We start from the raw sequence: 22,353 nt of genomic DNA on the forward strand, positions 1-22,353 counted from the left end.
TGCGCATGAGATCACGTCGCATGGCCTTCGCCGTACTCGCCGCCCTGGCGATGACCTTCACCGGGCTCACCGCCGCCGCGAACGCCGCGCCCCAGGCGGCCGCCGTGTTCGCCGCCCCCCAGTGGCAGGCGTGGACGGCCTACGCCGTCGGCGCCCAGGTGACCTACAACGGCGTCGACTACGAATGCATCCAGGGCCACACGTCCCTGCCCGGCTGGGAGCCGTCCAACGTCCCCGCCCTGTGGAAGGTGGCCACCGGCGGCGGTGACCCCACGCCGCCCAGCGTGCCCGGCAACCTCCGCGTGACCGGCACGAGCTCGTCGAGCGTCTCGCTGGCCTGGGACGCCTCCACCGACAACGTCGGCGTCACCGGCTACAACGTCTACCGGGGCTCGACCCTGGTGACCACCGCCACCGGCACCTCCTACACCGACTCCGGGCTGACCGCCTCGACCAGCTACACCTACACCGTCCGCGCCCGCGACGCCGCCGGGAACCTCTCCGGCGTCAGTGGCCCGGTCACCGCCACCACCTCCGGCAGCGGCACGCCCGGCCAGCCCGGCGCCCCGTCGGTCACCGGCTCGACCGACGGCAGCCTCTCCCTGTCGTGGGGCGCGTCGTCCGGCACCGTGACCGGCTACCGCGTCTACGAGGGCAGCACCCAGCGCGCCCAGGTCACCGGCACCACCGCCACGGTCTCCGGCCTGGGCACGTGCGAGGCGCACACCTACACGGTCAGGGCCTACAACTCCGTCGGCGAGTCCGCCCCCAGCGCCCAGGTCACCGGCACCACCACCGGCTGCCCGACCCCCGGCGGCAAGATGGACGGCGCGCCCTACCTCTACACCGGCTGGGGCGACCCGCCCAGCCCGGTCACGGTGATGAACGCCACCGGCATCAAGTCCTTCACCATGGCGTTCATCCTGTCCAGCGGCGGCTGCAACCCGGCCTGGGACGGGCAGCGCCCGCTGACCGGCGGCGCCGACCAGGCGGCCATCAACCAGATCAAGGCCGCCGGCGGCAGCGTGCAGATCTCCTTCGGCGGCTGGCAGGGCAACAAGCTCGGCCCGAACTGCTCCACCCCGGCCGCCTTCGCCGGCGCCGTGCAGCAGGTCATCAACGCCGTCGGCCCGGCGGTGGTCGACTTCGACATCGAGAACACCGACGAGTTCGAGAACTACACCGTGCAGGACCGGATCCTCAACGGCCTGAAGATCGTCAAGGCCAACAACCCGAACGTCAAGGTCGTCGTCACCTTCGGCACCTCGACCAGCGGCCCGACGGCCCCCGGCATCCGCCTGATCAACCAGGCCAAGGCGCTCGCCGTGCCGATCGACAACTACACGATCATGCCGTTCGACTTCGGCGGCGGCGCCAACATGTACCAGAGCACGATCAACGCCTCCGAGGGCCTGAAGAACGCCCTCAAGTCGGCCAACGGCTGGACCGACGCCCAGGCCTACGCGCGGATGGGCATCTCCGGCATGAACGGCCTGTCCGACCAGCAGGAGCAGACCTCTCCGGCGCAGTGGACGCAGATCCGCGACTGGGCCAAGTCCAAGGGCCTGACCCGCTTCGCGTTCTGGTCGGTCAACCGTGACCGCCCCTGCCCCGGCGGCGGCGTCCAGGAGAACTGCAGCGGCATCGCCCAGGCCGACTGGGAGTTCACCAAGATCACCGCCGGCTTCTAGCCGGCCCGGCCCGCACCCCGTGCCCGGGGTGCGGGCCCCGCCACCGTGACACCCCTACTCAGCCTCACGAGGCAGGTCATGAATCTTCGGTTGAACCTCAGGAAACTCGCGGCGGCGGCCGTACTGACGCTGAGCGGGACGATGCTCGCCGCGTCGCCCGCCCACGCCGCCAACATCGCGTCGAATCCGGGATTCGAGAGCGATCTGGCGGGGTGGACGTGTTCGGCGTCCTCGGGTGCCACGGCGGTGTCGTCACCGGTGCACGGCGGGTCGAAGGCGTTGCAGGCGACGCCGGCCGGCAGCGACACCGCGCGCTGCCAGCAGACGGTGAGCGTGAAGCCGTCCTCGTCGTACTCGCTGTCGGCGTGGGTGCGGGGCGGTTACGTGTTCCTGGGGGTGAGCGGCACCGGGACGACGGACCAGAGCACGTGGACGTCGTCGCCGTCGGCCTACTCCCAGCTGAGCAGGGCGTTCACCACGGGCGCCGCGACCACGTCGGTGACGATCCACGTCAACGGCTGGTACGGCCAGGGCGCCTACCAGGCCGACGACGTCGTCCTGGACGGCCCGCCCGGCCAGGGGCAGCCCCCCGCGGCGCCCACCGGCCTGACCGGCACGGGCAACGTCACCACCGCCACCCTGAACTGGGCCGCCTCCGCCGGGGCGACCGGCTACAACGTCTACCGCGACGGCGCCAAGGTCGCCACGGTCACCGGCACGACCCACGCCGAGAACCCCGGCCCGGGCAGCTACACCTACCAGGTGAGCGCCGTCAACGCGGCGGGCGAGTCGGCCAGGTCCAACCAGGTCCCGGTGACGGTCGGCAACGACACCCCGCCTCCCCCGGCCACCCCGGCCGGGCTGACCGCCACGGTCAGCGGCGCGGACGTCACGCTGCGCTGGAGCGCCTCCGCCGGGGCGAGCGGCTACAACGTCTACCGCGACGGCGCCAAGGTCGGCTCGCCGGCCACCACCGCCTACACCGACACTCCCGGCGCGGGCGCCCACACCTACCAGGTGAGCGCCCACAACCCGGCGGGGGAGTCGGCCAGGTCCGGCCAGGTCTCCGCCACGGTCGGCGGCGGCTCGGGCGACCTGCCCAGGCGGGTGCTGGTCGGCTACCTGCACGCCTCGTTCGCCAACGGCTCCGGCTACATCCGGATGGCCGACGTGCCGAACGAGTGGGACGTCATCAACCTCGCCTTCGGCGAGCCGACCTCGGTGACCTCCGGTGACATCCGCTTCCAGCAGTGCCCGGCCGCCGAGTGCCCCGGCGTCGAGTCGGAGGCCGACTTCGTCGCCGGGATCCGGGCCAAGCAGGCGCTCGGCAAGAAGGTGCTGATCTCGATCGGCGGCCAGAACGGCCAGGTCCAGCTCACCACCACGGCCGCGCGCGACAAGTTCGTCCAGTCGGTGGGCGCCGTCATCGACAGGTACGGCCTCGACGGGCTGGACATCGACTTCGAGGGCCACTCGCTCTACCTCAACCCGGGCGACACCGACCTCGCCGCCCCGACCACCCCGGTCATCGTCAACCTGATCTCGGCGCTGAAGACCCTCAAGGCCAGATACGGCGCCAAGTTCGTGCTGACCATGGCCCCGGAGACCTTCTTCGTCCAGCTCGGCTACCAGTTCTACGGCCCCGGCGCGAGCGGCTCGGCCGACCAGCGGGCCGGTTCCTACCTCCCCGTCATCCACGCGATGCGCAATGACCTGACCCTGCTGCACGTCCAGGACTACAACTCCGGGCCGATCACCGGGCTCGACAACCAGTATCACACCATGGGCACCCACGACTTCCACGTGGCCATGACCGACATGCTCCTGGCGGGCTTCCCGATCGCCGGCAACCCCGGCAACGTCTTCCCCGCCCTGCGCCCGGAGCAGGTCGCCATCGGCCTGCCCGCCGCGGCCTACGCGGGCAACGGCTTCACCACGGTGGCCGAGGTCCAGAAGGCCTTCGACTGCCTGGCCAAGGGCACCAACTGCGGGCCGTACAAGCCGCGCGGCGTCTACCCGAACCTGCGCGGCCTGATGACCTGGTCGATCAACTGGGACAAGTACAACTCCTTGGAGTTCTCCCGCAGCCACCGGGCCTACCTCAACGGCCTGGGCTGAGAGCCCCTCGCCGCCGGGAGAGACGGACTCCCGGCGGCGAGGTCACCTTCCACCTGCGCGGCCCCCACCGCGTGAAGGAGTGATCGAATGTCGAGAAACCGCATCATGGCGGCACTGGCCGCGATGGCGGTCGCGGGCGTGCTCGCGGTCGTCGTGCCGATGTCCGCCGCCTCCGCCGCGAGCTGCGCCACCCCGTGGAACTCCGGGGCCGTCTACACCGGCGGCGCCGTCGCCTCCCACAACGGTCACAACTGGTCGGCGAAGTGGTGGACCCAGAACGAGGTCCCGGGCACCGCCGACGTCTGGGCGGACCAGGGGACGTGCGGCGGCACCACCCCCACCCCGACGCCCACCTCCGGACCGGGCTGCTCCTATCCGAACTGGGTGGCCGGACGGCCGTACGTCACCGGTGACATCGTCAAGTACACCGACGGCAAGTTCTACCGGGCCGAGCACGACAATCCCGGCTACGACCCGGTCATCAGCACGTGGTACTGGGAGCCGCACCCCTGCGGTCCCACCACGCCGCCGACCGACCCGCCCTCCTCGGGCTTCGTGGTGAGCCAGGCGCAGTTCGACCAGATGTTCCCGAGCCGCAACCCCTTCTACACCTACAACGGCCTGGTCACGGCGCTGAACGCCTACCCCGGCTTCGCGAGGACGGGCAGCGACACCGTCAGGAGGCAGGAGGCTGCGGCCTTCCTGGCCAACGTCAACCACGAGACCGGCGGCCTGGTCCACATCGTCGAGCAGAACACCGCGAACTATCCGCACTACTGCGACGCGAGCCAGCCCTACGGCTGCCCCGCCGGTCAGGCGGCCTACTACGGACGCGGCCCGATCCAGCTGAGCTGGAACTTCAACTACAAGGCGGCGGGTGACGCGCTCGGCATCGACCTGCTCCGCAACCCCAACCTGGTGCAGAACGACCCAGCGGTGGCCTGGAAGACCGGCATCTGGTACTGGATGACCCAGAACGGCCCCGGCACGATGACGCCGCACAACGCGATGGTCAACGGCGCCGGCTTCGGCGAGACGATCCGCAGCATCAACGGCGCCCTGGAGTGCAACGGCAGGAACCCCGCGCAGGTGCAGAGCCGGATCAACGCCTACCAGCGGTTCGTCCAGATCCTCGGCACCACCCCCGGCGGCAACCTGAGCTGCTGAGCGCACGACCCCGGAGGTCGCCGCGGGCGTTCCGTCCCTGGCCGCCAGGACCGCGCACCGGCCCCCCGCTCACCGGTCCCATCCCGGTCGAGGGGCCCGCACGGCCTGGCGGTCGGTCGCGGCGCGGCTGCGGTAGACCACATAGGGGCGGAACAGGTAGCCCACCGGGGCGGCGAAGGCGTGGACCAGGCGGGTGAAGGGGAACAGCGCGATCAGCAGCATGCCGACCAGGGTGTGCAGCTTGAAGGTCCACGGGGCGCGGGCCATGGCCCCGGCGTCGGGCTGCAGGTAGAAGATCCCGCGGAACCACGGGGAGACCGTCTGGCGGTAGTCGTGGGCCTGGAAGGCGGCGCTGAGCAGCGTGGTCACCAGCCCGGCGAGCAGCGCGGCGACCAGCACGACGTACATCATCTTGTCGTTCTTCGTGGTGGCCATGAAGACCGGTCCGGTGGTGCGGCGGCGGTAGATCAGCAGGGCGATCCCGGCCAGCGTGCAGAACCCCGCGACGCCCCCCACTGCCAGCGCGGCCGCGTGGTAGGCCGCCTCGCCCAGCCCCGCCGCGCTGGTCCAGCTCTCCGGGATCACCAGCCCGAACACGTGGCCGATGATCACGAACAGCAGCCCGAAGTGGAACAGCGGGCTGCCGATCCGCAGCAGCCGGCTCTCGTACAGCTCCGAGGAGCGGGTGGTCCAGCCGAACTTGTCGTAGCGGTGGCGCCAGATCAGCCCGCCGACCAGGAGGACCAGCGTCAGATACGGCGCCACCACCCAGAATGCGATCTCCGTCCAGCTCACCCGCGCCCCCTCCCCGGTGTGCCCGCCGGCCCCACGCACCTCGCGGGCCCGCTCACCTGTCGACCCCCACGGACTCCGCCGGCGGCCCCTGGCCGGCCAGCCGGGCCACCAGCGCCCGCTCGGCGCCGCTGAGCGGCGGGAGCGTGGCGCACACGGCGTCGATCACCGACCCGTACGGCGAGGCGCACTCGCGCAGCGCCAGCCGGAGCAGCTCCAGCCCGGCCCGGTTGTCCCGCAGGATCGCGGCCCCGTCCGGGGCGAGCGCGGCGAACTCCAGCACCACGGGCAGGTAGTCGGGCAGCTCGTCGACGCACAGCTCCCACCCGCCGGCCCGGTAACGGACCTTCAACGCCGCCAGCGACTCGCCCCGCCGCCGGGTGTCCCCGTCGACGTAGTAGGTCAGGTAGAGACAGCAGCGGCGCCTGAAGTCGAAGGTCTCCACGTAGTGCGCGGCCAGAGCGCCCCGGTCCACCCGTGCGAGGTGGTCCAGGAACGGTCCGAAGCGGGCGCCCGCCGCCTGGCGGACCAGCGGCAGCCGCGCCCAGAAGTCCTCGTCCGGGTAGGCGAGCAGGTGCGCGGCGGCCTGCCACACCACGCGGTCCGCTCCGTGACCGGCCGGGTGGCCGCTCATCGGTCCTCCCTCTTGGGGAACATGCCCTCGGGGACGCCCTTGCCGTCCCAGTTGAGGAGGTTGACGCGCTCGTGGGTGACCTCCTCGCTCGTCTGGCGCTGCCTGAGCGAGTGGAAGCTCTCGACCGACACCGGCACCGGCTGCCCGGAGGCCTCGCCGAACGGGCCCGTCATGCCGGGGCCGCCCTCGTAGTCGAGGCTGCAGCCGATCTCCTCGACCGACCCGGGCCGGGTGGCGTAGGCCGTCGGGATCACGTAACGGTCCTCGTACCTGGCCAGGGCCAGCAGCCGGTACATGCCGTCGATGTCCTCGCCGCTCAGCCCGGCGCGCGCGCCGATCGACGGGTCGGGCTCCTCGCCGAGGTTGATCCGGCGCATGTGGGAGCGCATCGCGGCCAGCCGCCGCAGCGAGGCCGTCACCGGCGCCGGGTCCCCGGCGGTGAAGAGCTCGGCGAGATACTCCACGGGGATGCGCAGGGTCTCGATCGCGCCGAACAGGTTGCCGGCGTCCTCGCCGTCGTGCCCGCTGCCGGCCAGCGCGTCGACCACGGGCGACAGCGGCGGCACGTACCAGACCATCGGCATCGTGCGGAACTCCGGGTGCAGCGGCAGCGCGATCCGGTACTTCATGATCAGGTCGTGGACCGGCGACCTCCTGGCGGCCTCCAGCCAGTCGTCGGGGATGCCCGAGCGCGTCGCGGCCTCGGCCACCGCCGGATCCCGGGGGTCGAGGAACAGCGACAGCTGCGCCTCGTACAGGTCCCGGTCGTCGGGCACGGAGGCGGCCGCGGTGACCCGGTCGGCGTCGTAGAGGAGCACCCCGAGATAGCGGAGCCGCCCCACGCACGTCTCCGAGCAGACCGTCGGCAGCCCGACCTCCACCCGGGGATAGCAGAACGTGCACTTCTCGGCCTTGCCGGTCCGGTGGTTGAAGTAGACCTTCTTGTAGGGGCACCCGGTGACGCACATCCGCCAGCCCCGGCACCGGTCCTGGTCCACCAGGACGATCCCGTCCTCGGTGCGCTTGTACATCGCCCCCGAGGGGCAGGCCGCGACGCACGCCGGGTTGATGCAGTGCTCGCAGATCCGGGGGAGGTAGAACATGAAGGCCCGCTCGAAGTCGAGCCGCACCCGGTCGCCGATCCGCTCCACCACCGGGTCCCGGGCCGCCAGCGCGGGACCGCCGCCGAGGTCGTCGTCCCAGTTCGCGCCCCACCGCACGGCCATCGGCTCGTTGCTGATCAGCGAGCGCGGCGGGGCCACCGGGGTGTCGGCCGACAGCGGCGCCGAGGTCAGGTTCTCGTAGTCGTAGGTCCAGGGCTCGTAGTAGTCCTGGATGGACGGCATGATCGGGTTGGCGAAGATGCTCAGCAGCCTGCGCAGCCGGCCGCCGGACTTGAGCGTCAGCCGCCCCCTGCGGTCGAGCTCCCAGCCGCCCCGCCACTTCTCCTGGTCCTGGTAGCGGCGCGGGTAGCCCAGCCCCGGCCTGGTCTCGACGTTGTTGAACCAGACGTACTCCACGCCGCTCCGGTTGGTCCACGTCTGCTTGCAGGTGACCGAGCAGGTGTGGCACCCGATGCACTTGTCGAGGTTCATCACCATGGCGATCTGGGCCATGACACGCATCAGTAGTCGACCTCCTGCGAGCGGCGGCGGATGGCGGTGATCTCGTCGCGCTGGTTGCCGGTGGGACCGAGGTAGTTGAAGGCGTACGAGAGCTGCCCGTACGCGCCGATCATGTGCGTCGGTTTGATCAGCACCCGGGTCAGCGAGTTGTGGATGCCGCCGCGGCGGCCCGTCCGCTCCGAGAGCGGCACGTCCACCACGCGCTCCTGCACGTGGTACATGTACACGGTCCCGGCGGGCATCCGGTGCGACACGACCGCCCTGGCCACGACCACGCCGTTGCGGTTGGCCGCCTCGACCCAGTCGTTGTCGGCCACCCCGGCCGCCGCGGCGTCCTCGACCGACATCCAGATCGTCGGACCGCCCCGCGAGAGGGTCAGCATGAGCAGGTTGTCCTGATACTCGGAGTGGATCGACCACTTGGAGTGCGGGGTGAGGTAGCGGACCACGATCCCGTCCCGCACCTGCTCGTCCTCGCCGAACAGCGCCACGATGTCCAGCGGCGGCCGGTAGACCGGCAGGGCCTCGCCGTACTCGTGCATCCAGTCGTGGTCGAGGAAGAAGTGCATGCGCCCGGTGAGCGTGTGCCAGGGCTTGCCGTGCTCGACGTTGATGGTGAAGGGCGAGTAGCGCCGGTCGTGCGCCTCCTTGCCCGACCACTCCGGGCTGGAGGCGACGTGGACCGGCCGGGCCTGGGTGTCGGAGAAGACGATCCGGTGGCCGTCGTGCGCCAGCCCCGACAGGTCGGTCCCCGTCCGCTCCGACAGCTGGGCGAAGCCCTGCGCCGCCAGCCGGCCGTTGCTGACGCCCGACAGCGCCAGGACCGCCTCGCACGCCCTGGCCTCGGTGTCCAGCAGCGGGCGCCCCCGGGCGACCCCGTCGCGGGCCAGCCCGTTGCTCCGCCCGAGCCAGGCCACCTCGGCGTCGGGCCTGAAGACCACCCCCTTGACCGGCAGCCCCAGCTTCTCGGTGAGCGGCCCGAGCGCGGCCATCTTCGCCGCGACGGCGCCGTAGTCGCGCTCCACCACGGCCAGGTCCGGCACGACCGGCCCGTCCGGCGGGCGGCCGCCGGGCTGCGCGGTCTCTCCCGGCGTGTCGTGCTGGGGGGTGACGACCACCACGTCCCGGCGCACCCCCAGATGCTCGGCGGCCAGCTCCGAGAAGCGGGCCGCGATGGTGTGGAAGGCGTCGAAGTCGGTCTTCGTCTCCCAGGGCGGGTCGATCGCCGGGTTGAAGGCGTGCACGAACGGGTGCATGTCGGTCGATGACAGGTCGTGCTTCTCGTACCAGGTCGCGGCCGGCAGGACGATGTCGGAGAACAGCGTCGTGGACGTCATGCGGAAGTCCAGCGACAGCAGCAGGTCGAGCTTGCCGTGCGGGGCGTCCGGGTCGGGGGCCGGCAGGTTGGAGCCGGCGCCCAGCAGGTGGTGCAGGAAGTATTCGTTGCCCTTGGCCGAGGAGCCGAACAGGTTCGAGCGCCACACCGTGAGCACCCTCGGCCAGTTGCGCGGATCGTCCGGGGTCTCGGCGGCGAACCTCAGCCTGCCCTCCCGCAGCTCCCGGCGGGTGAACTCCACCGGGTCCTCGGCCTCGCCCAGCTCCAGCGGGTTACGGTCGAAGGCGGGCGCCATCGGCATCCAGCCGTTGCGCACCGCCTGCGCCACCAGGTCGGCGGTGTGCAGGCCGGCGAACTCGCCCGGCCCCAGCGGCGAGCACAGCTCCCCGGCGTCGAAGCGGTCGTAGCGCCACTGGTCGGTGTGCAGGTACCAGTACGGCGTGCCCGGCACCTGCCTCGGCGGCCGGGACCAGTCGAGCCCGCCCGCGAGCTGCGCCCAGCCGGCCAGCGGCCGGCACTTCTCCTGGCCGACGTAGTGCGCCCAGCCGCCGCCGTTGACGCCCTGGCAGCCGGTGAGCAGCAGCAGCGACAGGAACGCCCGGTAGATCGTGTCGCCGTGGAACCACTGCGTGGTGCCCGCGCCCAGCACGATCATGAAACGGCCCTCGGTCTTCACCGCCGTCTCCGCCATCTCCCGGGCGATCCGCACCGCCCGGCCCGCCGGGACCGAGGTGATCGGCTCCTGCCAGGCGGGGGTGTACGGCCCGGCCGGGTCGTCGTAGCCGCCGGGCCACGTGCCGGGCAGGCCGTCCCTGGCCACGCCGTACTGGGCGAGCATGAGGTCGAAGACCGTGGTCACCAGGTGCCCGCCCACCCGGCGCACCGGCACGCCCCGGCGCACGCCGCCCGCCCCGCCGTCGAAGCGGGGCAGGTCGACCGCCACCGCCTGCCCGCCGTACAGGGTCAGCAGCGGGTCGACGTCCAGGTGGAGGTTCCAGCGGCCCCGGCCGGAGTCGGTCCAGCGGAAGCCGAGCGAGCCGTTGGGCACGGCCGGCCGGCCGTCGGCACCCATCAGGACCGTCTTCCAGCGCGCGCCCTCGCCGGTGTCGCCCAGGTCGGCGGCGGTGAGGAACTTGTCCGGCACGTGGACGCCGTCGCGCTCGCGGAGCGTGACCAGGAAGGGCAGGTCGGTGAAGCGCTTGACGTAGCCGGTGAAGTACGGCACCTGCCGCTCGACGAAGAACTCCCTGAGGATCACATGGCCCATCGCCATGGCCAGCGCGCCGTCGGTGCCCGGCCGGATCGCCAGCCATTCGTCGGCGAACTTCGCCGCGTCGTTGTAGTCGGGCGAGACCACGACGACCTTCTGGCCCCGGTAGCGGGCCTCGGCCATGTAGTGCGCGTCCGGGGTCCTGGTGACCGGCACGTTCGCGCCCCACAGCACCAGGTAGGCGGCGTCCCACCAGTCGGCCGACTCCGGCACGTCGGTCTGGTCGCCGAAGACCTGCGGGGAGGCGACGGGCAGGTCGGCGTACCAGTCGTAGAACGACAGCATGGCCCCGCCGATGAGCGAGACGAACCGCGAGCCGGCCGCGTGGGAGACGATCGACATGGCGGGGATGGGGGAGAACCCGGCCACCCGGTCCGGGCCGTAGGTCTTGATCGTGTGCACGTGCGCGGCGGCGATCATCTCGGTCGCTTCAGGCCAGCCGATCCGGACCAGCCCGCCCCTGCCCCGGACGGCCTGGTAGGCGCGCCGCCTGCCGGGGTCGGTGGTGATCTCCGCCCAGGCGGCGACCGGGTCGAGGCCACGGTGCCGGGCCTCCCGGTACATCTCCACCAGCACCCCGCGCGCGTAGGGGTAGCGGACCCGGGTGGGGGAGTAGGTGTACCAGGAGAAGGCCGCGCCCCGGGGGCAGCCGCGCGGTTCGTACTCGGGGCGGTCCGGGCCGACGCTCGGATAGTCGGTCTGCTGGGTCTCCCAGGTGATGATCCCGTCCTTGACGTAGACCTTCCACGAGCACGAGCCGGTGCAGTTGACCCCGTGCGTGGAGCGGACCACCTTGTCGTGGCTCCAGCGGTCCCGGTAGAAGGAGTCGCCCTCGCGGCCCCCGACCAGATACAGCGTTCGCGGATCGTCGTTCGCCGGTGCCCTTCTGAAGAACCGGCCTGTCCTGAGGAGTAGATTCTCGACATCGGACGCCATGTGTCCAGTTCATCACAGACAGTTAATATTTGCGGTGTTCGGGGGTATATATGTCGGATGAACTTCGCAAAGGACAGACGGCCAACCTCGTCCTGGCCACCGCCGCGTTCGCGATCACCTTCTGGGCGTGGAACCTGATCGGCCCGCTCGCCGGGGGCTACAGCAGGCAGCTCGGCCTGTCGCCGACCCAGACCTCCCTGCTGGTCGCGATCCCGGTGCTGGTCGGATCCCTCGGCCGGATCCCGGTCGGAGTGCTCGCCGACAGGCTCGGCGGGCGGCTGATGTCCGCGGTCGTCTGCGCCGTCAGCATCGTCCCCGTCGTCCTCGTGGGCTGGGTCGACTCCTACGGATGGCTGCTGGTGTGGGGCTTCCTGCTCGGTGTCGCGGGCACCTCGTTCGCGGTGGGCATCCCCTTCGTCAACGCCTGGTACGCCCCCGCCCGCCGCGGCTTCGCCACCGGCGTCTTCGGCGCGGGCATGGGCGGCACGGCGCTGTCGGCGTTCCTCACCCCCCGCCTGGTCGAGTCCGTCGGCCGGATCCAGACCCACCTGCTGATGGCCGCCGCGCTGGCGGTGATGGCCGTCGTCATGCTGCTGTTCAGCCGCGACTCGCCCGCCTGGAAGCCGTCCACCGCTCCGGCGCTGCCCCGCATGCGCGAGGCCGTGAAGCTCAGGGCCACCTGGCAGTGCGCGTTCCTCTACGCCGTCGCCTTCGGCGGGTTCGTCGCCTTCTCCACCTACCTGCCGACCCTGCTGCAGAACGTCTACGGCTTCTCGCAGACCGGGGCCGGCCTGCGCGACGCGGGCTTCTCGATCGCCGCCGTCGCCGCCCGGCCGCTGGGCGGCGTGCTGTCCGACCGGGCCGGCCCGGTGCGGGTGCTGCTGGTGTCGTTCGCGGGGACCACCGTCATGGCGCTGGTCCTGGCCTTCAACCCGCCCGCGGAGATCCCCGCCGGCGGCTGCTTCGTGCTGATGGCCTTCTTCCTCGGCCTCGGCACCGGGGGCGTTTTCGCCCTGGTCGCCAGGCTCGTCGAGCCGTCCAGGGTGGGCACCGTGACCGGTCTGGTGGGCGCGGCCGGCGGCCTGGGCGGTTACTTCCCGCCGCTGGTCATGGGCGTCGTCTACACCGCCACCGGCACCTACGTGATCGGCTACGTCCTGCTCGCGGTGACGGCCCTGGCCGCGCTGCTCTACACCCGCAGGGCGTTCACCTCCGCTTTGACGGCCGGCGGCGGAGCAGCAGGCCGATGAGCACGCCGACCAGTATCACGGCCAGCAGCGCGGTCCACAGCGGCGAGGTCACGGCGAACGTCAGCCACTGGATCCGGACGCGGTCGCGGTTCTGGGCGATGAAGATCCCGCCGAGCACGGCCAGCACCAGGGCGGTCCATCCGCGCGGCGACATCGCGGCCGGCCGGCCGCCGGACGGGCGGGGCCCGTCCGGCGGTGTCCTTGTCATGTTCTGCCTCCCGTCACCACGGAATGCGACTTTTCAACTACTCTAGGATAGGAAAGCTGAGAGACTGGTCTCGTTTTGACGACCGGGTGGGTGGTTGGCCGTGGCTTCCGGCAGTCTGTTACCCGTCATGGATTACGCAATTCTCACGGGGCTCGTCCTCGTCTCAGGTGTCGTGCTCGCTCTGGTCGCGCAGTGGAAGGGGTGGCGGCCCTCCCTGCTGGCCATCCTCGCGGTGGGGATCGGGTTCCGGGTGCTCATCATGACCACCTCGGCGATCGACACCTGGCAGCCGGTCGACTTCATGGAGAGCTTCAAGCCCGCGGGCGAGGCGATCCTGAACCGTGAGGACCCCGTGCTCGGCAGCGAGGGCGGCTGGCACTTCCTGCCGACCATCCCCTACGTGTACGGCCTGCTGCTCTGGCTGGGCATCCCGTGGGAGATCGGCGGCCGGCTGGTCACCGTGGTGGCCGACATCGCGCTGATCCCGCTGGTCGGCAGGCTCGCCGGCGGCGCCACCGCCTCACTGCGCGCCTTCCAGTACGCCTGCAACCCGCTGGCCATCCTCGTCGCCTCCGTCCACGGCCAGGTCGAGCCGGTCGCGCTGGCCTTCGGCGTGGCCGCGTTCGTGGTCGCCCGCGGCCCGGGCAGCCCCGACCGGCCGGGCCTCACGACCGACGTGGCCGCGCTGGCACGGCGGAGCGTCGCGGCCCTCGGCGTCGGCGGCGCCGTACGGCACGCCCTGGGGCCGGCCGGCGTGGTGCGGCGGGCGCTCGCCCCGCACCCCGGCGAGAAGGAGACCCTCCGCCGGGCGCTGTTCGCCGGCCTGCTGATGGGCCTGGCCCTGTGCGCCAAGAGCTGGCCGATCTGGCTGATCCCCGGCATGCTCCTGCTGCTGCCCACCTTCCGCGCGCGGGCCGTGGCGTTCGTCGCCACCGGCGTCGCCCCGGTCTTCTTCCTGGTCACCCTGCCCGTCTTCGCGGGCACCTCGCTGAGCCAGATCCCCGAGGTCATCCGCGTGATCCAGGACATCCGGCCGATCGTCGGCGAGTGGGGCTACAGCGCGATCCTGGTCGGCGGCGACTGGACGCTCCACGCCGGGATCGCCACGTTCGGCACGCGGCTGATCTACATCACGCTGCTGGTGGTCGCCTTCCTGTGGCGGCGCGCCGACCCGGTCGACCTCACCACCGCCCTGCTGCTCGCCTTCATGGTCGCCACCCCCCGCCTCGGCGCCCAGTACCTGCTGTGGTTCATGCCGTTCCTGGTGGCCCGCCCCACCCGCTTCGCCTGGCCCGCCATCATCGGCGTCTCCCTCTGGGCCGGATACGGCTACCTCTACATGACCCAGTTCGACACCAAGACCTGGTGGGAGCTCCACTCGATCTGGGCCCAGTGCTCCATCGTGCTCCTGCCGATCCTGGCCCTGGCCATGCCCTGGGGCCGCCGCCGGCCCAAGACTCCCACCCGGACGCCGGACCCGGCGCCGCACGCGCCCGTCCCCGCGTCCGCCTGAAGGGCCGGACCGGCATCGCGCCCGATATGTTCGCAGATGTGACGGACGACATCGAGATCCTGCGCTACACCGCTTTCACCCACGACCCCAAGGGGGGCAATCCCGCCGGCGTCGTCCTCGACGCCGCGGGACTGTCCGACAGCGAGATGCTGGCCATCGCCGCGGAGGTCGGCTACTCCGAGACCGCCTTCATCACCGAACGCGACGACGAGGCCCGCGCCTTCCGCGTCCGCTACTTCGCGCCCACGGCGGAGGTCGCCTTCTGCGGTCACGCCACGATCGCCGCCTCGGTGGCCCTGGCCGAGCGGCTCGGGGCCGGGCCACTGGTCTTCGATGCCAACGCGGGCGAGATCGCCGTGGACACCCTCGTCGACGGCGAGACGCTGCGCGCGACGCTCACCAGCGTGCCCACGCGCTCCAGGCCGGTGGCCGAGCCGGTGCTGGAGGAGACGCTCGCGGTGCTCGGCTGGTCCCGCGACGACCTGGACCCGGCGTTCCCGCCGCACGTCGCCTTCGGCGGGAACGACCACCTCATGCTCGCCGCAGGCTCACGCGGACGCCTGACGCGCCTCGACTACGACTTCGAGGCGCTGCGCTCGATCATGACGCGCGAGGGCTGGACGACGGTGAACCTGTTCTGGCGGGAGCACGACGGGCGCTTCCACTCCCGCAACCCCTTCCCCGTCGGCGGCGTCGTCGAGGACCCGGCCACCGGGGCCGCGGCCGCCGCCTTCGGCGGCTACCTGCGGACCCTGGGGACCGGCCAGGACGAGTTCACGATCATCCAGGGCGTCGACATGGGGCAGCCCAGCGAGCTGAAGGTCTCGATCGCCGAGCCCGACGGACGCACCCGGGTGAGCGGCGGAGCCGTGGCGATGTAGGTCCCGGACCTCGGTCCCGCCCGCGGGCCGGGGCCCGTGCGGGTGGCGCGGCCGATCCGCGGTGTGAGTGAATCAGGCCATGGACGGATATCTCAAGCGGATCGGCGCCGCCCGCCCCGCGGCCCCGGACGCGCGGTCACTGCGCGAGCTGCAACTGCGCCACCTGCTGACGGTCCCGTTCGAGAACCTGAGCATCCACCTCGGCGAACCCGTCGTGCTCGACGAGCGGGAACTGGTCGAGAAGATCGTCGGCAGGCACCGGGGCGGCTTCTGCTACGAGGTCAACGGGGCCTTCGCCGCGCTGCTGCGCTCGCTGGGCTACCGGGTGACCCTGCTGTCGGCCCGGCCGGTCGGCGACGACTCCCTCGGGCCGCCCTTCGACCACCTCGCACTGCGGGTCGACGCCCCCGATCCGTGGCTCGTCGACGTCGGCTTCGGCACGTTCAGCCACCACCCGCTCCGCCTCGACCTGCGCACCGACCAGTCCGACCCCGGCGGCGCCTTCCGCGTCGCCGAGGCCCGCGACGGCGACCTCGACGTGTTCAGGAACGGCTCGCTGGAATACCGTCTCGAACAGCGGCCGCGTGCCCTGGCCGACTTCGAGCCGGCCTGCTGGTGGCACCAGACCTCGCCCAAGTCGCACTTCACCCGGTCGCTCGTCTGCTCGCGGCTCACCGAGACGGGCCGCGTCACGCTGAGCGACAGGCTGCTCGTCGAGACCTCGGCGGACGGACGCCGGGAACGGCGCCTGACCACCGACGCCGAGACGTTCGCCGCCTACCGCGACCTTTTCGGCATCGAGCTGACCCGGCTGCCCACGGCACCTCGACGATCAGACGGATGAGATGGCCGTGGGCGGCGAACCCCGGCGGCGGCGATGGCCCTCCCGTCGGCGATACCGGTGAACCGCTCGTCGATGCCCCAGCGCCGTCGCTCCATGCCCGCCAGTGTCCCAAGCCGCCGCCGGGCGGCGCGTGCCCGGTGCCCCGCGCGGCCCGGGGACGCCCGTCCCACGCCGGGGCCGGACGTCCGGGCCCGGCCCGCGACCGGCCGCCGGGGCCCGCGCCCCTACGGCCGCTTCAGAAGCCGTCCCAGCGGGACCCCGGCCAGCCGTCTGACCTCGTTGGCCAGGTGCGCCTGGTCGGCGTATCCGCTGGCCACGGCCACCTCGGCCAGCGCCGTCCCGCGCCGGGCCAGCCGTAGCGCCCGCTGGAACCTGACGATCCGCTGGAGCATCTTGGGGCCGTACCCGAAGGACCGCAGCGATCTGCGGTGGAGTTGCCGCTCGCCGAGCCCGAGGTCCCGGGCCACCTCCGCGACGCTCCGCCCGGTCCGCAGCGCCGCCGCGATCGCCGGCGCGGCGGGGTCGGGCCCGGGCGCCGTGCGCAGCCGTACGGTCAGGGCCTCCTGCATGGTCTCGACCGTCAGCTCCGGCAGCACGCCCAGCTCGGCCAGCGGCACCCGCAGATCACGCAGGGCCTCGACCGGCACGCCGAACACCTCGCCCACCGCGCCGGGCCGGAACCGGATCCCGACGTAGCGGTCGCCGGGGGACATCCGGACGGGCTTCGGCCCGGTGTCGGGGCCGGCGACCTGCGGCCCGTCCGGCCCCCAGATGAGATCGACGCAGCCGTCGGGGACCACCAGGCTCGTCGTCGCCGAGTCCGCCGTCGACGTCCAGAGGCAGGCCACTCGCCCGGCGATCGCCGGATCCGGGGCCCACTCGCGGTACATGCCCCCAGGCTACGGCCGGCCGGGTCCCGGTGCTCCCGGAGCCCGGGCCGGGGCACCCGCCGGGAGTACGGCTCCGCCGGCCGCCCGTGACGGGGGCCACGGGGAGGGGCCGGAGAAATCGTACGGACGTGAGCGCACGCTGCTGCTCGACCGCGCCGCCGCGTGCGCGCCGGCGGCGGGGACGGGACCGCTACCGGACCCCCGGCCGTAGTGCCGGGATCCCCGGCGGGAGACCGGCCCGGCGCTCCGACAGGCGGCCGTCGTCCATCTCCGTGACCCGGTGCGCGTGGCCGATCTGCGCGACGTCATGCGTGACCAGCAGGGTCGCGACCGCGCGCTCCCCGGTCAGCTCCGCCAGCAGCCCCATGATCTCCGTGCCGCGCGCGTGGTCCAGCGCGGAGGTGGGCTCGTCGACCAGCAGCACGGCCGGGTCGCTCATCAGCGCGCGAGCGATGTTGACCCGCTGCCGCTCGCCCCCGGAGAGCTGGTGCGGCCGCCGGTTCTCCTTGCCGGCCAGTCCCACCGTCCGCAGCAGATCGGCGGCCCTTCCGGAGTCGCCGCCCCGCATGTGGTCCATGACCAGCAGCTGCTCCAGCGCGGTGAGTGAGGCGATCAGGTTGGCCTGCTGGAAGACGATGCCGATCCGCTCCCTGCGCAGCGCCGTACGCTCCCTGTCACCGAGCCGTGAGGCGTCGGTCCCGGCGATGACGACCCGGCCGGAGCCGGGCCGCAGCAGGGTCCCGGCGACGGCCAGCAGGCTGGACTTGCCGGATCCCGACGGCCCCACCACCGCGACCAGCTCTCCGGGCCGCACGGTCAGGGACACATCGTCGAGCGCGACCAGCGTGGCGTCGCCGTCGGCGTAGGTGAGGCGCAGGTCGGTCAGTTCCAGGCTCATCGGGCGCTCCCCAGGGCGATCAGCGGGTCGACGGAGGTGATGCGGCGGACGGCGAGCCCGGCCCCCGCCATCCCAAGGGCGATCATGGCCAGCACCGGCGCGAGCGTCGTCGAGACGTCGACCACGAACGGCATGACCCGTTCGGCGAGCGCCCCGATCCCGAGCCCGGCGGCCCCGCCGATCCCGCCGCCGACCATCAGCACGATCAGCGCCTGGGCCAGGGCGTCGCGCATCAGATAACCGCTCGACGCGCCGAGCGCCTTCATGATGGCGATGTCCCCCTGGCGCTGAACCGTCCACACGGTGAAGAACGCCCCGATGACCAGCGCCGAGATGGCGAACAGGAAACCCCGCATCATCGTCAGCGAGCCGTTCTCGGAGGAGTAGGAGCCGATCCCGGCCAGGGACTCCTCCTTGGTGACGGGGTGCGTGCCCAGCGTCCGCCCGGGGGCGTCGCCGCTCAGCACGGCCACGGTCGCGGTGTCCGGTCCGGCGTGCGCCAGGCGCTGCCAGTCCGCGAGCGTGGACCACACCACGGGAGTGTGGCCGTAGGAGAGGTCCGGGCCGATCGCGGTGACCCGGTACGGCCGGCCGCCGATCGTCACGGTGTCCCCCGGGGCCAGGTCGAGGCCGGGCGGTACGGCCAGCTCGCCGTCCGCCTGCCGTACCGGGCCCAGGGACTCCGAGCCGAAGACCGCGACCGCCTGGCCTGCGCCGTCATGGGTGAGCTGCGTCTGCGTGATCCCCAGCGGCTGCCCGCCCAGCCCCCTCCACTGCGCGGCGGTGACCGTGCTGCCGGAGAAGGAGATCTCCTCGCCCCCGAACGCGATCCGGTCACCCTTCAGGCTCTCGATGGCGGAGATGTTCTCCCCGGCGAGCCCGGAGGTGAGCCCTGACAGCAGGACGACGAGCAAGGTGATGAGCGCCACGACGGCACCCATGAGGGTGAACCGTCCTTTGGCGGATCGGATGTCTCTCAATGCGATGAACACGTGGGTCTCCGGTCGGTTGTCTCTTGACTCCCGTCAGACTCTCCGGTCCCGCCTGCCCGGGGCATCGCGCCTCCGATCGGTCCGCGGATCAACCGAAGGTTGGATGCGAGCACCCCTCAAACCCCTTCTAACCTGGATATATGGGAGGGGAGATGGAGATTCCGGCGGTGCGGCTGCTGAGGTCCGGCCTGCACGGCGTGTTCTACGCGCTGCTCGCGATCGGCCTGATCCGCCTGTCCGGGGCGTGGGCGGCCGTGGCCGGGGGAGTCCTGCTCGGTGCCGTCTACGCGGCCGGCCTCACCCTCGGCCGGCGCCGCACGGCGTCGCTGGTCTGGCTGGCGGCCGTCATCCTGATCTGGACGGCGCTTGGCCTGCTCACCATGGATTTCGTCTGGCTGGCGTTCCCGCTGTTCTTCGTCTGCCTGCACCTGCTGCCGCTGCGCGCGGGCGTCCCGGCCGTGATCGCCCTCACCGCGGTCAGCGTCGGCACGCTCGCCCTGCATGACCCCCCGCTCAACCCCGCCCAGGTGGTCGGCCCGGTCATCGGCGCGCTGGCGGCCATCCTCATGGTCACCGGATACGCGGCCCTGTACCGGGAGAGCGAGCGCCGCCGGGATCTCATCGACGAGCTCACCCGCACACGCGCGGAGCTGGCCGAGACCCAGCACGAGGCCGGGGTGCTCGCCGAACGCCAGCGGCTGGCCAGGGAGATCCACGACACCCTCGCCCAGGGCCTGTCCAGCATCGTCCTGCTGCTGCGCGCCGCCCCGCCGGACCCGGCCGGATACGTGGGGGAGGCGATGCGCGCGGCCGAGGACAACCTCGCCGAGGCGCGCCGCTTCGTCCACGCCCTGACGCCGCCGGGCCTGGACGGCTCCCTGGAGGAGGCGCTGCGCCGCCTCTGCTCCCGTGAGGGGGCCGCCTTCCAGCTCGACGGCGAGCCGTACACACTGCCCCGCCGGGCCGAGATCGCGCTGCTCAGGATCGCCCAGGGCGGGCTGGCCAACGTCTCCCGGCACGCGGAGGCGGGCAGGGCCGCGCTCACGCTGACCTACATGGAGGACGAAGTGGCGATGGACATCGTGGACGACGGACGCGGTTTCGACCCGCTGATCAGGTCGGGCAACGGTCTCGGCTTCATCCGTGACCGCGCCGCCGAACTCGGCGGCGCGGTCACCGTCGAGTCCGCCCCCGGCCTCGGTACGGCCCTGGCCGTCACCCTCCCCGTGCCGTGATCCGCCTGCTGCTCGTCGACGACCACCCCGTCGTCCGCAAGGGCCTGCGCGCGGTCTTCGACCAGGCCGCCGACATGGCCGTGGTCGGTGAGGCGGCCACGGGCGAGGAGGCCGTACGGCTGGCCCCCGGCACGGACGTCGTGCTGATGGACCTGCGTCTGGGGGCCGGGATGTCCGGCGCGGAGAGCACCCGGCTGATCGGCCGGCTGCCAAGCCCACCCCGGGTGCTGGTGCTGACGACCTATGACACCGACGGCGACATCTTCACCGCCATCGAGGCGGGGGCGGCGGGCTACCTGCTGAAGGACGCCCCCACCGACGACCTGCTCGACGCCATCCGGGCGGTGGTGCGGGGGGAGACCATCCTCGCCCCGCCGGTCGCGGCCAGGCTGGTGACCCGGATGCGGTCACCGCAGGCGCCGCTCTCCCCTCGGGAGGTCGAGATCGTCGCCCTGGTGGCCGACGGGCTGTCGAACCGGCAGATCGCCCGGGAGCTGTTCATCAGCGAGGCAACGGTGAAGAGCCATCTGGTGCACATCTACGCGAAGCTGGAGGTGGACAACCGGACCGGAGCGGTCATGGCCGCTCGCCGGCGGGGACTTCTCCGGAGATGAGGGCCGCGGCCCACTCGCCGTTGGGATCGCTGTCGATGAGCAGCGCCCGGACCAGCAGGCTGAGGGGGATGGCGAGCAGCGCGCCCAGCGGGCCGAGCACGAACGCCCACACCAGCAGGGACAGCAGTGTCATGGTCGTGGACAGGCCGACGGCGTCGCCGAGGAACTTGGGCTGGATGAGCGACTGGATCACGAAATTGATCAGCATGTAGGAGAGGATCACGAAGATCATCGTTTTCGGGCCGCCCTCAAGCAGGCCGAGCAGGGCCGGCGGGATCAGCCCGAGGACGAAGCCCACGTTCGGAATGTAGTTGGTGATCAGTGCCAGCACCCCCCACAGCAGCGGGAGGGGCACCTCGAGCAGCCAGAGCGCGGCCACGTCCAGGACGGAGCAGATGAGACCGAACACCGTCGAGACGACGAGATAGCGGCGGGTCTTGTGGGCGAAGTCCCCAAGCGCCTGGACGAGCCTGGGGCGGTGGGCGGCGCCTGAGGCCAGGACCTGGGAGAAGGACCGCGCGTCCAGGCACATGGCCAGCACCAGGACGACGATGAGGATGAGGCTGGTGAACACGCCGAGCAGCCCGCTGGCGAACCCCTGGACGAGCGTGAAGATCTTGCCCAGGTCGAACGACTTGATCGTCTGGTTCACCTGCTCGGTGCCGATACCGAACCTCGCCGCCAGCTTCTGCGCCTCGGCGAGCAGTTGGTCGAACTGCGGGCCGTAGGCAGGGACGAGGTTGGCCGTCTCCGCGACCGCGATGGTCAGGATCGTCACCATGCCCAACAGCAGGAGCAGCACGATGGTCAGCGGGACCGCGATCAGCGTCCATCCGGGGGCGCCGCGTTTCTGGAGCCAGGTCCTGACCGGGGAGACCGCGAGGACGAGCACGAGGGCCAGCAGCACGGGGCCGACGATCGATCCGACCTCTTTGATCCCGGCCAGTGTGACCACGGCACTCGCGGTGCAGAGCAGCCCGATGAGTGCCCGGGGCACCAGTCGTTGGTCCGTCATGTCGGGTCTCTACCCATGGGGCGGAAAACACGTCTCCGGGCGGCCCGCCGTCGATTTGACGGAAGGGGACGGCGTACATAGAGTTCACAGGCCCGAGGGGGTAGGCGGAGATCGCCAGAGCCTCGGGAACCCCTTCTGACCACCTCCCTTCGCTGGGACGCGTGCGTCGCGGCGGGATCCGATTCGACAAGAGCCGGATGTCGGAGTAAGTTAGAAGGGTTGCTCCGGAAGCGGAGCGGTCGACATCCTAGCGGGTTCGGCGGGTCTGGAACGGCTGACGCGGAAAGCGACAGTTTGACACAGACCGGGCGGGCCTGATAAAATGGGAACACGGAATGGAACGCCCTGAAGCCGGGACCATGGTCACGGTGACGGAGAACGCGTCCGTTTCTTGAGAACTCAACAGTGTGTTAAAAGCCAGTGCATGAAGCACAACCCCGTCCC

Annotated in this window: 18 protein-coding genes; 9 read left to right on the top strand and 9 right to left on the bottom strand. The window is 71.7% G+C overall.

From position 1 onward, the window contains the following. Nucleotides 1–5: 5 nt before the first annotated feature. The 3 genes from ACZ6R6_RS19695 to ACZ6R6_RS19705 all read left to right on the top strand — a co-directional run bounded on the left by ACZ6R6_RS19695 (nt 6) and on the right by ACZ6R6_RS19705 (nt 4,976). Nucleotides 6–1,691, top strand: a complete 1,686-nt coding sequence (locus tag ACZ6R6_RS19695) for a fibronectin type III domain-containing protein (protein ID WP_470095190.1) — start codon at nt 6–8, stop codon at nt 1,689–1,691. Nucleotides 1,692–1,769: 78 nt separating this feature from the next. Continuing rightward, nucleotides 1,770–3,809 (top strand): carbohydrate binding domain-containing protein, encoded by a 2,040-nt coding sequence (locus tag ACZ6R6_RS19700; RefSeq protein WP_470095192.1) that lies wholly within the window; start codon nt 1,770–1,772, stop codon nt 3,807–3,809. 87 nt (nt 3,810–3,896) lie between these two features. Next, nucleotides 3,897–4,976, top strand: coding sequence for a glycoside hydrolase family 19 protein (locus tag ACZ6R6_RS19705; protein ID WP_470095194.1), 1,080 nt, complete (start codon nt 3,897–3,899; stop codon nt 4,974–4,976). A 69-nt stretch (nt 4,977–5,045) separates the two neighbouring features. Here ACZ6R6_RS19705 and narI read toward each other — a convergent pair whose 3' ends face one another. The 4 genes from narI to ACZ6R6_RS19725 are packed head-to-tail and all read right to left on the bottom strand — an operon-like array spanning nt 5,046 to nt 11,569. After that, nucleotides 5,046–5,771, bottom strand: coding sequence for a respiratory nitrate reductase subunit gamma (gene narI / locus ACZ6R6_RS19710; protein WP_470095196.1), 726 nt, complete (start codon nt 5,769–5,771; stop codon nt 5,046–5,048). A gap of 52 nt (nt 5,772–5,823) precedes the next feature. Next, the gene (gene narJ, locus ACZ6R6_RS19715) at nt 5,824–6,402 is read right to left on the bottom strand and encodes a nitrate reductase molybdenum cofactor assembly chaperone (protein ID WP_470095198.1); all 579 of its coding nucleotides are present in this window, start codon (nt 6,400–6,402) and stop codon (nt 5,824–5,826) included. Further along, a complete protein-coding gene (gene narH, locus ACZ6R6_RS19720; RefSeq protein WP_470095199.1) occupies nt 6,399–8,027 on the bottom strand; it encodes a nitrate reductase subunit beta in 1,629 nt (542 codons plus the stop codon). Before narH ends, narJ begins: the two co-directional genes overlap by 4 nt. Continuing rightward, nucleotides 8,027–11,569 carry a nitrate reductase subunit alpha gene (locus ACZ6R6_RS19725; protein ID WP_470095201.1) on the bottom strand — a complete coding sequence of 1,181 codons (3,543 nt, stop codon included), beginning with the start codon at nt 11,567–11,569 and terminating at the stop codon, nt 8,027–8,029. Before ACZ6R6_RS19725 ends, narH begins: the two co-directional genes overlap by 1 nt. Before the next feature lie 50 nt (nt 11,570–11,619). On the opposite strand from ACZ6R6_RS19725, the gene ACZ6R6_RS19730 reads away from it, so the two are divergent. Continuing rightward, nucleotides 11,620–12,819, top strand: a complete 1,200-nt coding sequence (locus tag ACZ6R6_RS19730) for an MFS transporter (RefSeq protein ID WP_470095203.1) — start codon at nt 11,620–11,622, stop codon at nt 12,817–12,819. Here the strand turns inward: ACZ6R6_RS19730 and ACZ6R6_RS19735 are convergent. Beyond that, nucleotides 12,776–13,027 (bottom strand): LapA family protein, encoded by a 252-nt coding sequence (locus tag ACZ6R6_RS19735; RefSeq protein WP_470095205.1) that lies wholly within the window; start codon nt 13,025–13,027, stop codon nt 12,776–12,778. The genes ACZ6R6_RS19730 and ACZ6R6_RS19735 overlap by 44 nt on opposite strands. Before the next feature lie 127 nt (nt 13,028–13,154). Between ACZ6R6_RS19735 and ACZ6R6_RS19740 the strand changes: the two genes are divergently transcribed. The 3 genes from ACZ6R6_RS19740 to ACZ6R6_RS19750 all read left to right on the top strand — a co-directional run bounded on the left by ACZ6R6_RS19740 (nt 13,155) and on the right by ACZ6R6_RS19750 (nt 16,265). Continuing rightward, nucleotides 13,155–14,540, top strand: coding sequence for a hypothetical protein (locus tag ACZ6R6_RS19740; protein ID WP_470095207.1), 1,386 nt, complete (start codon nt 13,155–13,157; stop codon nt 14,538–14,540). Nucleotides 14,541–14,578: 38 nt separating this feature from the next. Beyond that, nucleotides 14,579–15,421, top strand: coding sequence for a PhzF family phenazine biosynthesis protein (locus tag ACZ6R6_RS19745; protein ID WP_470095209.1), 843 nt, complete (start codon nt 14,579–14,581; stop codon nt 15,419–15,421). A gap of 79 nt (nt 15,422–15,500) precedes the next feature. After that, nucleotides 15,501–16,265, top strand: a complete 765-nt coding sequence (locus tag ACZ6R6_RS19750) for an arylamine N-acetyltransferase family protein (protein ID WP_470095211.1) — start codon at nt 15,501–15,503, stop codon at nt 16,263–16,265. Nucleotides 16,266–16,489: 224 nt separating this feature from the next. On the opposite strand, the gene ACZ6R6_RS19755 is transcribed toward ACZ6R6_RS19750, so the two are convergent. The 3 genes from ACZ6R6_RS19755 to ACZ6R6_RS19765 all read right to left on the bottom strand — a co-directional run bounded on the left by ACZ6R6_RS19755 (nt 16,490) and on the right by ACZ6R6_RS19765 (nt 19,045). Next, nucleotides 16,490–17,155: a DUF6597 domain-containing transcriptional factor gene (locus tag ACZ6R6_RS19755; RefSeq protein WP_470095213.1), complete on the bottom strand. Its 666-nt coding sequence runs from the start codon at nt 17,153–17,155 to the stop codon at nt 16,490–16,492. A gap of 190 nt (nt 17,156–17,345) precedes the next feature. Continuing rightward, on the bottom strand, nt 17,346–18,053 hold the full coding sequence (locus ACZ6R6_RS19760; protein ID WP_470095215.1) for an ABC transporter ATP-binding protein: 708 nt from the start codon (nt 18,051–18,053) through the stop codon (nt 17,346–17,348). After that, a complete protein-coding gene (locus ACZ6R6_RS19765) occupies nt 18,050–19,045 on the bottom strand; it encodes an ABC transporter permease (RefSeq protein WP_470095217.1) in 996 nt (331 codons plus the stop codon). The genes ACZ6R6_RS19760 and ACZ6R6_RS19765 overlap by 4 nt, the downstream gene beginning before the upstream one ends. A gap of 152 nt (nt 19,046–19,197) precedes the next feature. On the opposite strand from ACZ6R6_RS19765, the gene ACZ6R6_RS19770 reads away from it, so the two are divergent. Together ACZ6R6_RS19770 and ACZ6R6_RS19775 are read left to right on the top strand one after the other, a co-directional pair. After that, a complete protein-coding gene (locus ACZ6R6_RS19770; RefSeq protein WP_470095219.1) occupies nt 19,198–20,280 on the top strand; it encodes a sensor histidine kinase in 1,083 nt (360 codons plus the stop codon). Beyond that, nucleotides 20,277–20,894: a response regulator gene (locus ACZ6R6_RS19775; protein ID WP_470095221.1), complete on the top strand. Its 618-nt coding sequence runs from the start codon at nt 20,277–20,279 to the stop codon at nt 20,892–20,894. Before ACZ6R6_RS19770 ends, ACZ6R6_RS19775 begins: the two co-directional genes overlap by 4 nt. On the opposite strand, the gene ACZ6R6_RS19780 is transcribed toward ACZ6R6_RS19775, so the two are convergent. Beyond that, entirely contained in the window at nt 20,857–21,909 is a 1,053-nt protein-coding gene (locus ACZ6R6_RS19780; RefSeq protein ID WP_470095223.1) for an AI-2E family transporter, read from the bottom strand. The two genes, ACZ6R6_RS19775 and ACZ6R6_RS19780, sit on opposite strands and share 38 nt — an antisense overlap. Nucleotides 21,910–22,353: the final 444 nt, after the last annotated feature.

It is taken from the genome of Streptosporangium sp. NPDC048886, from assembly GCF_055586905.1.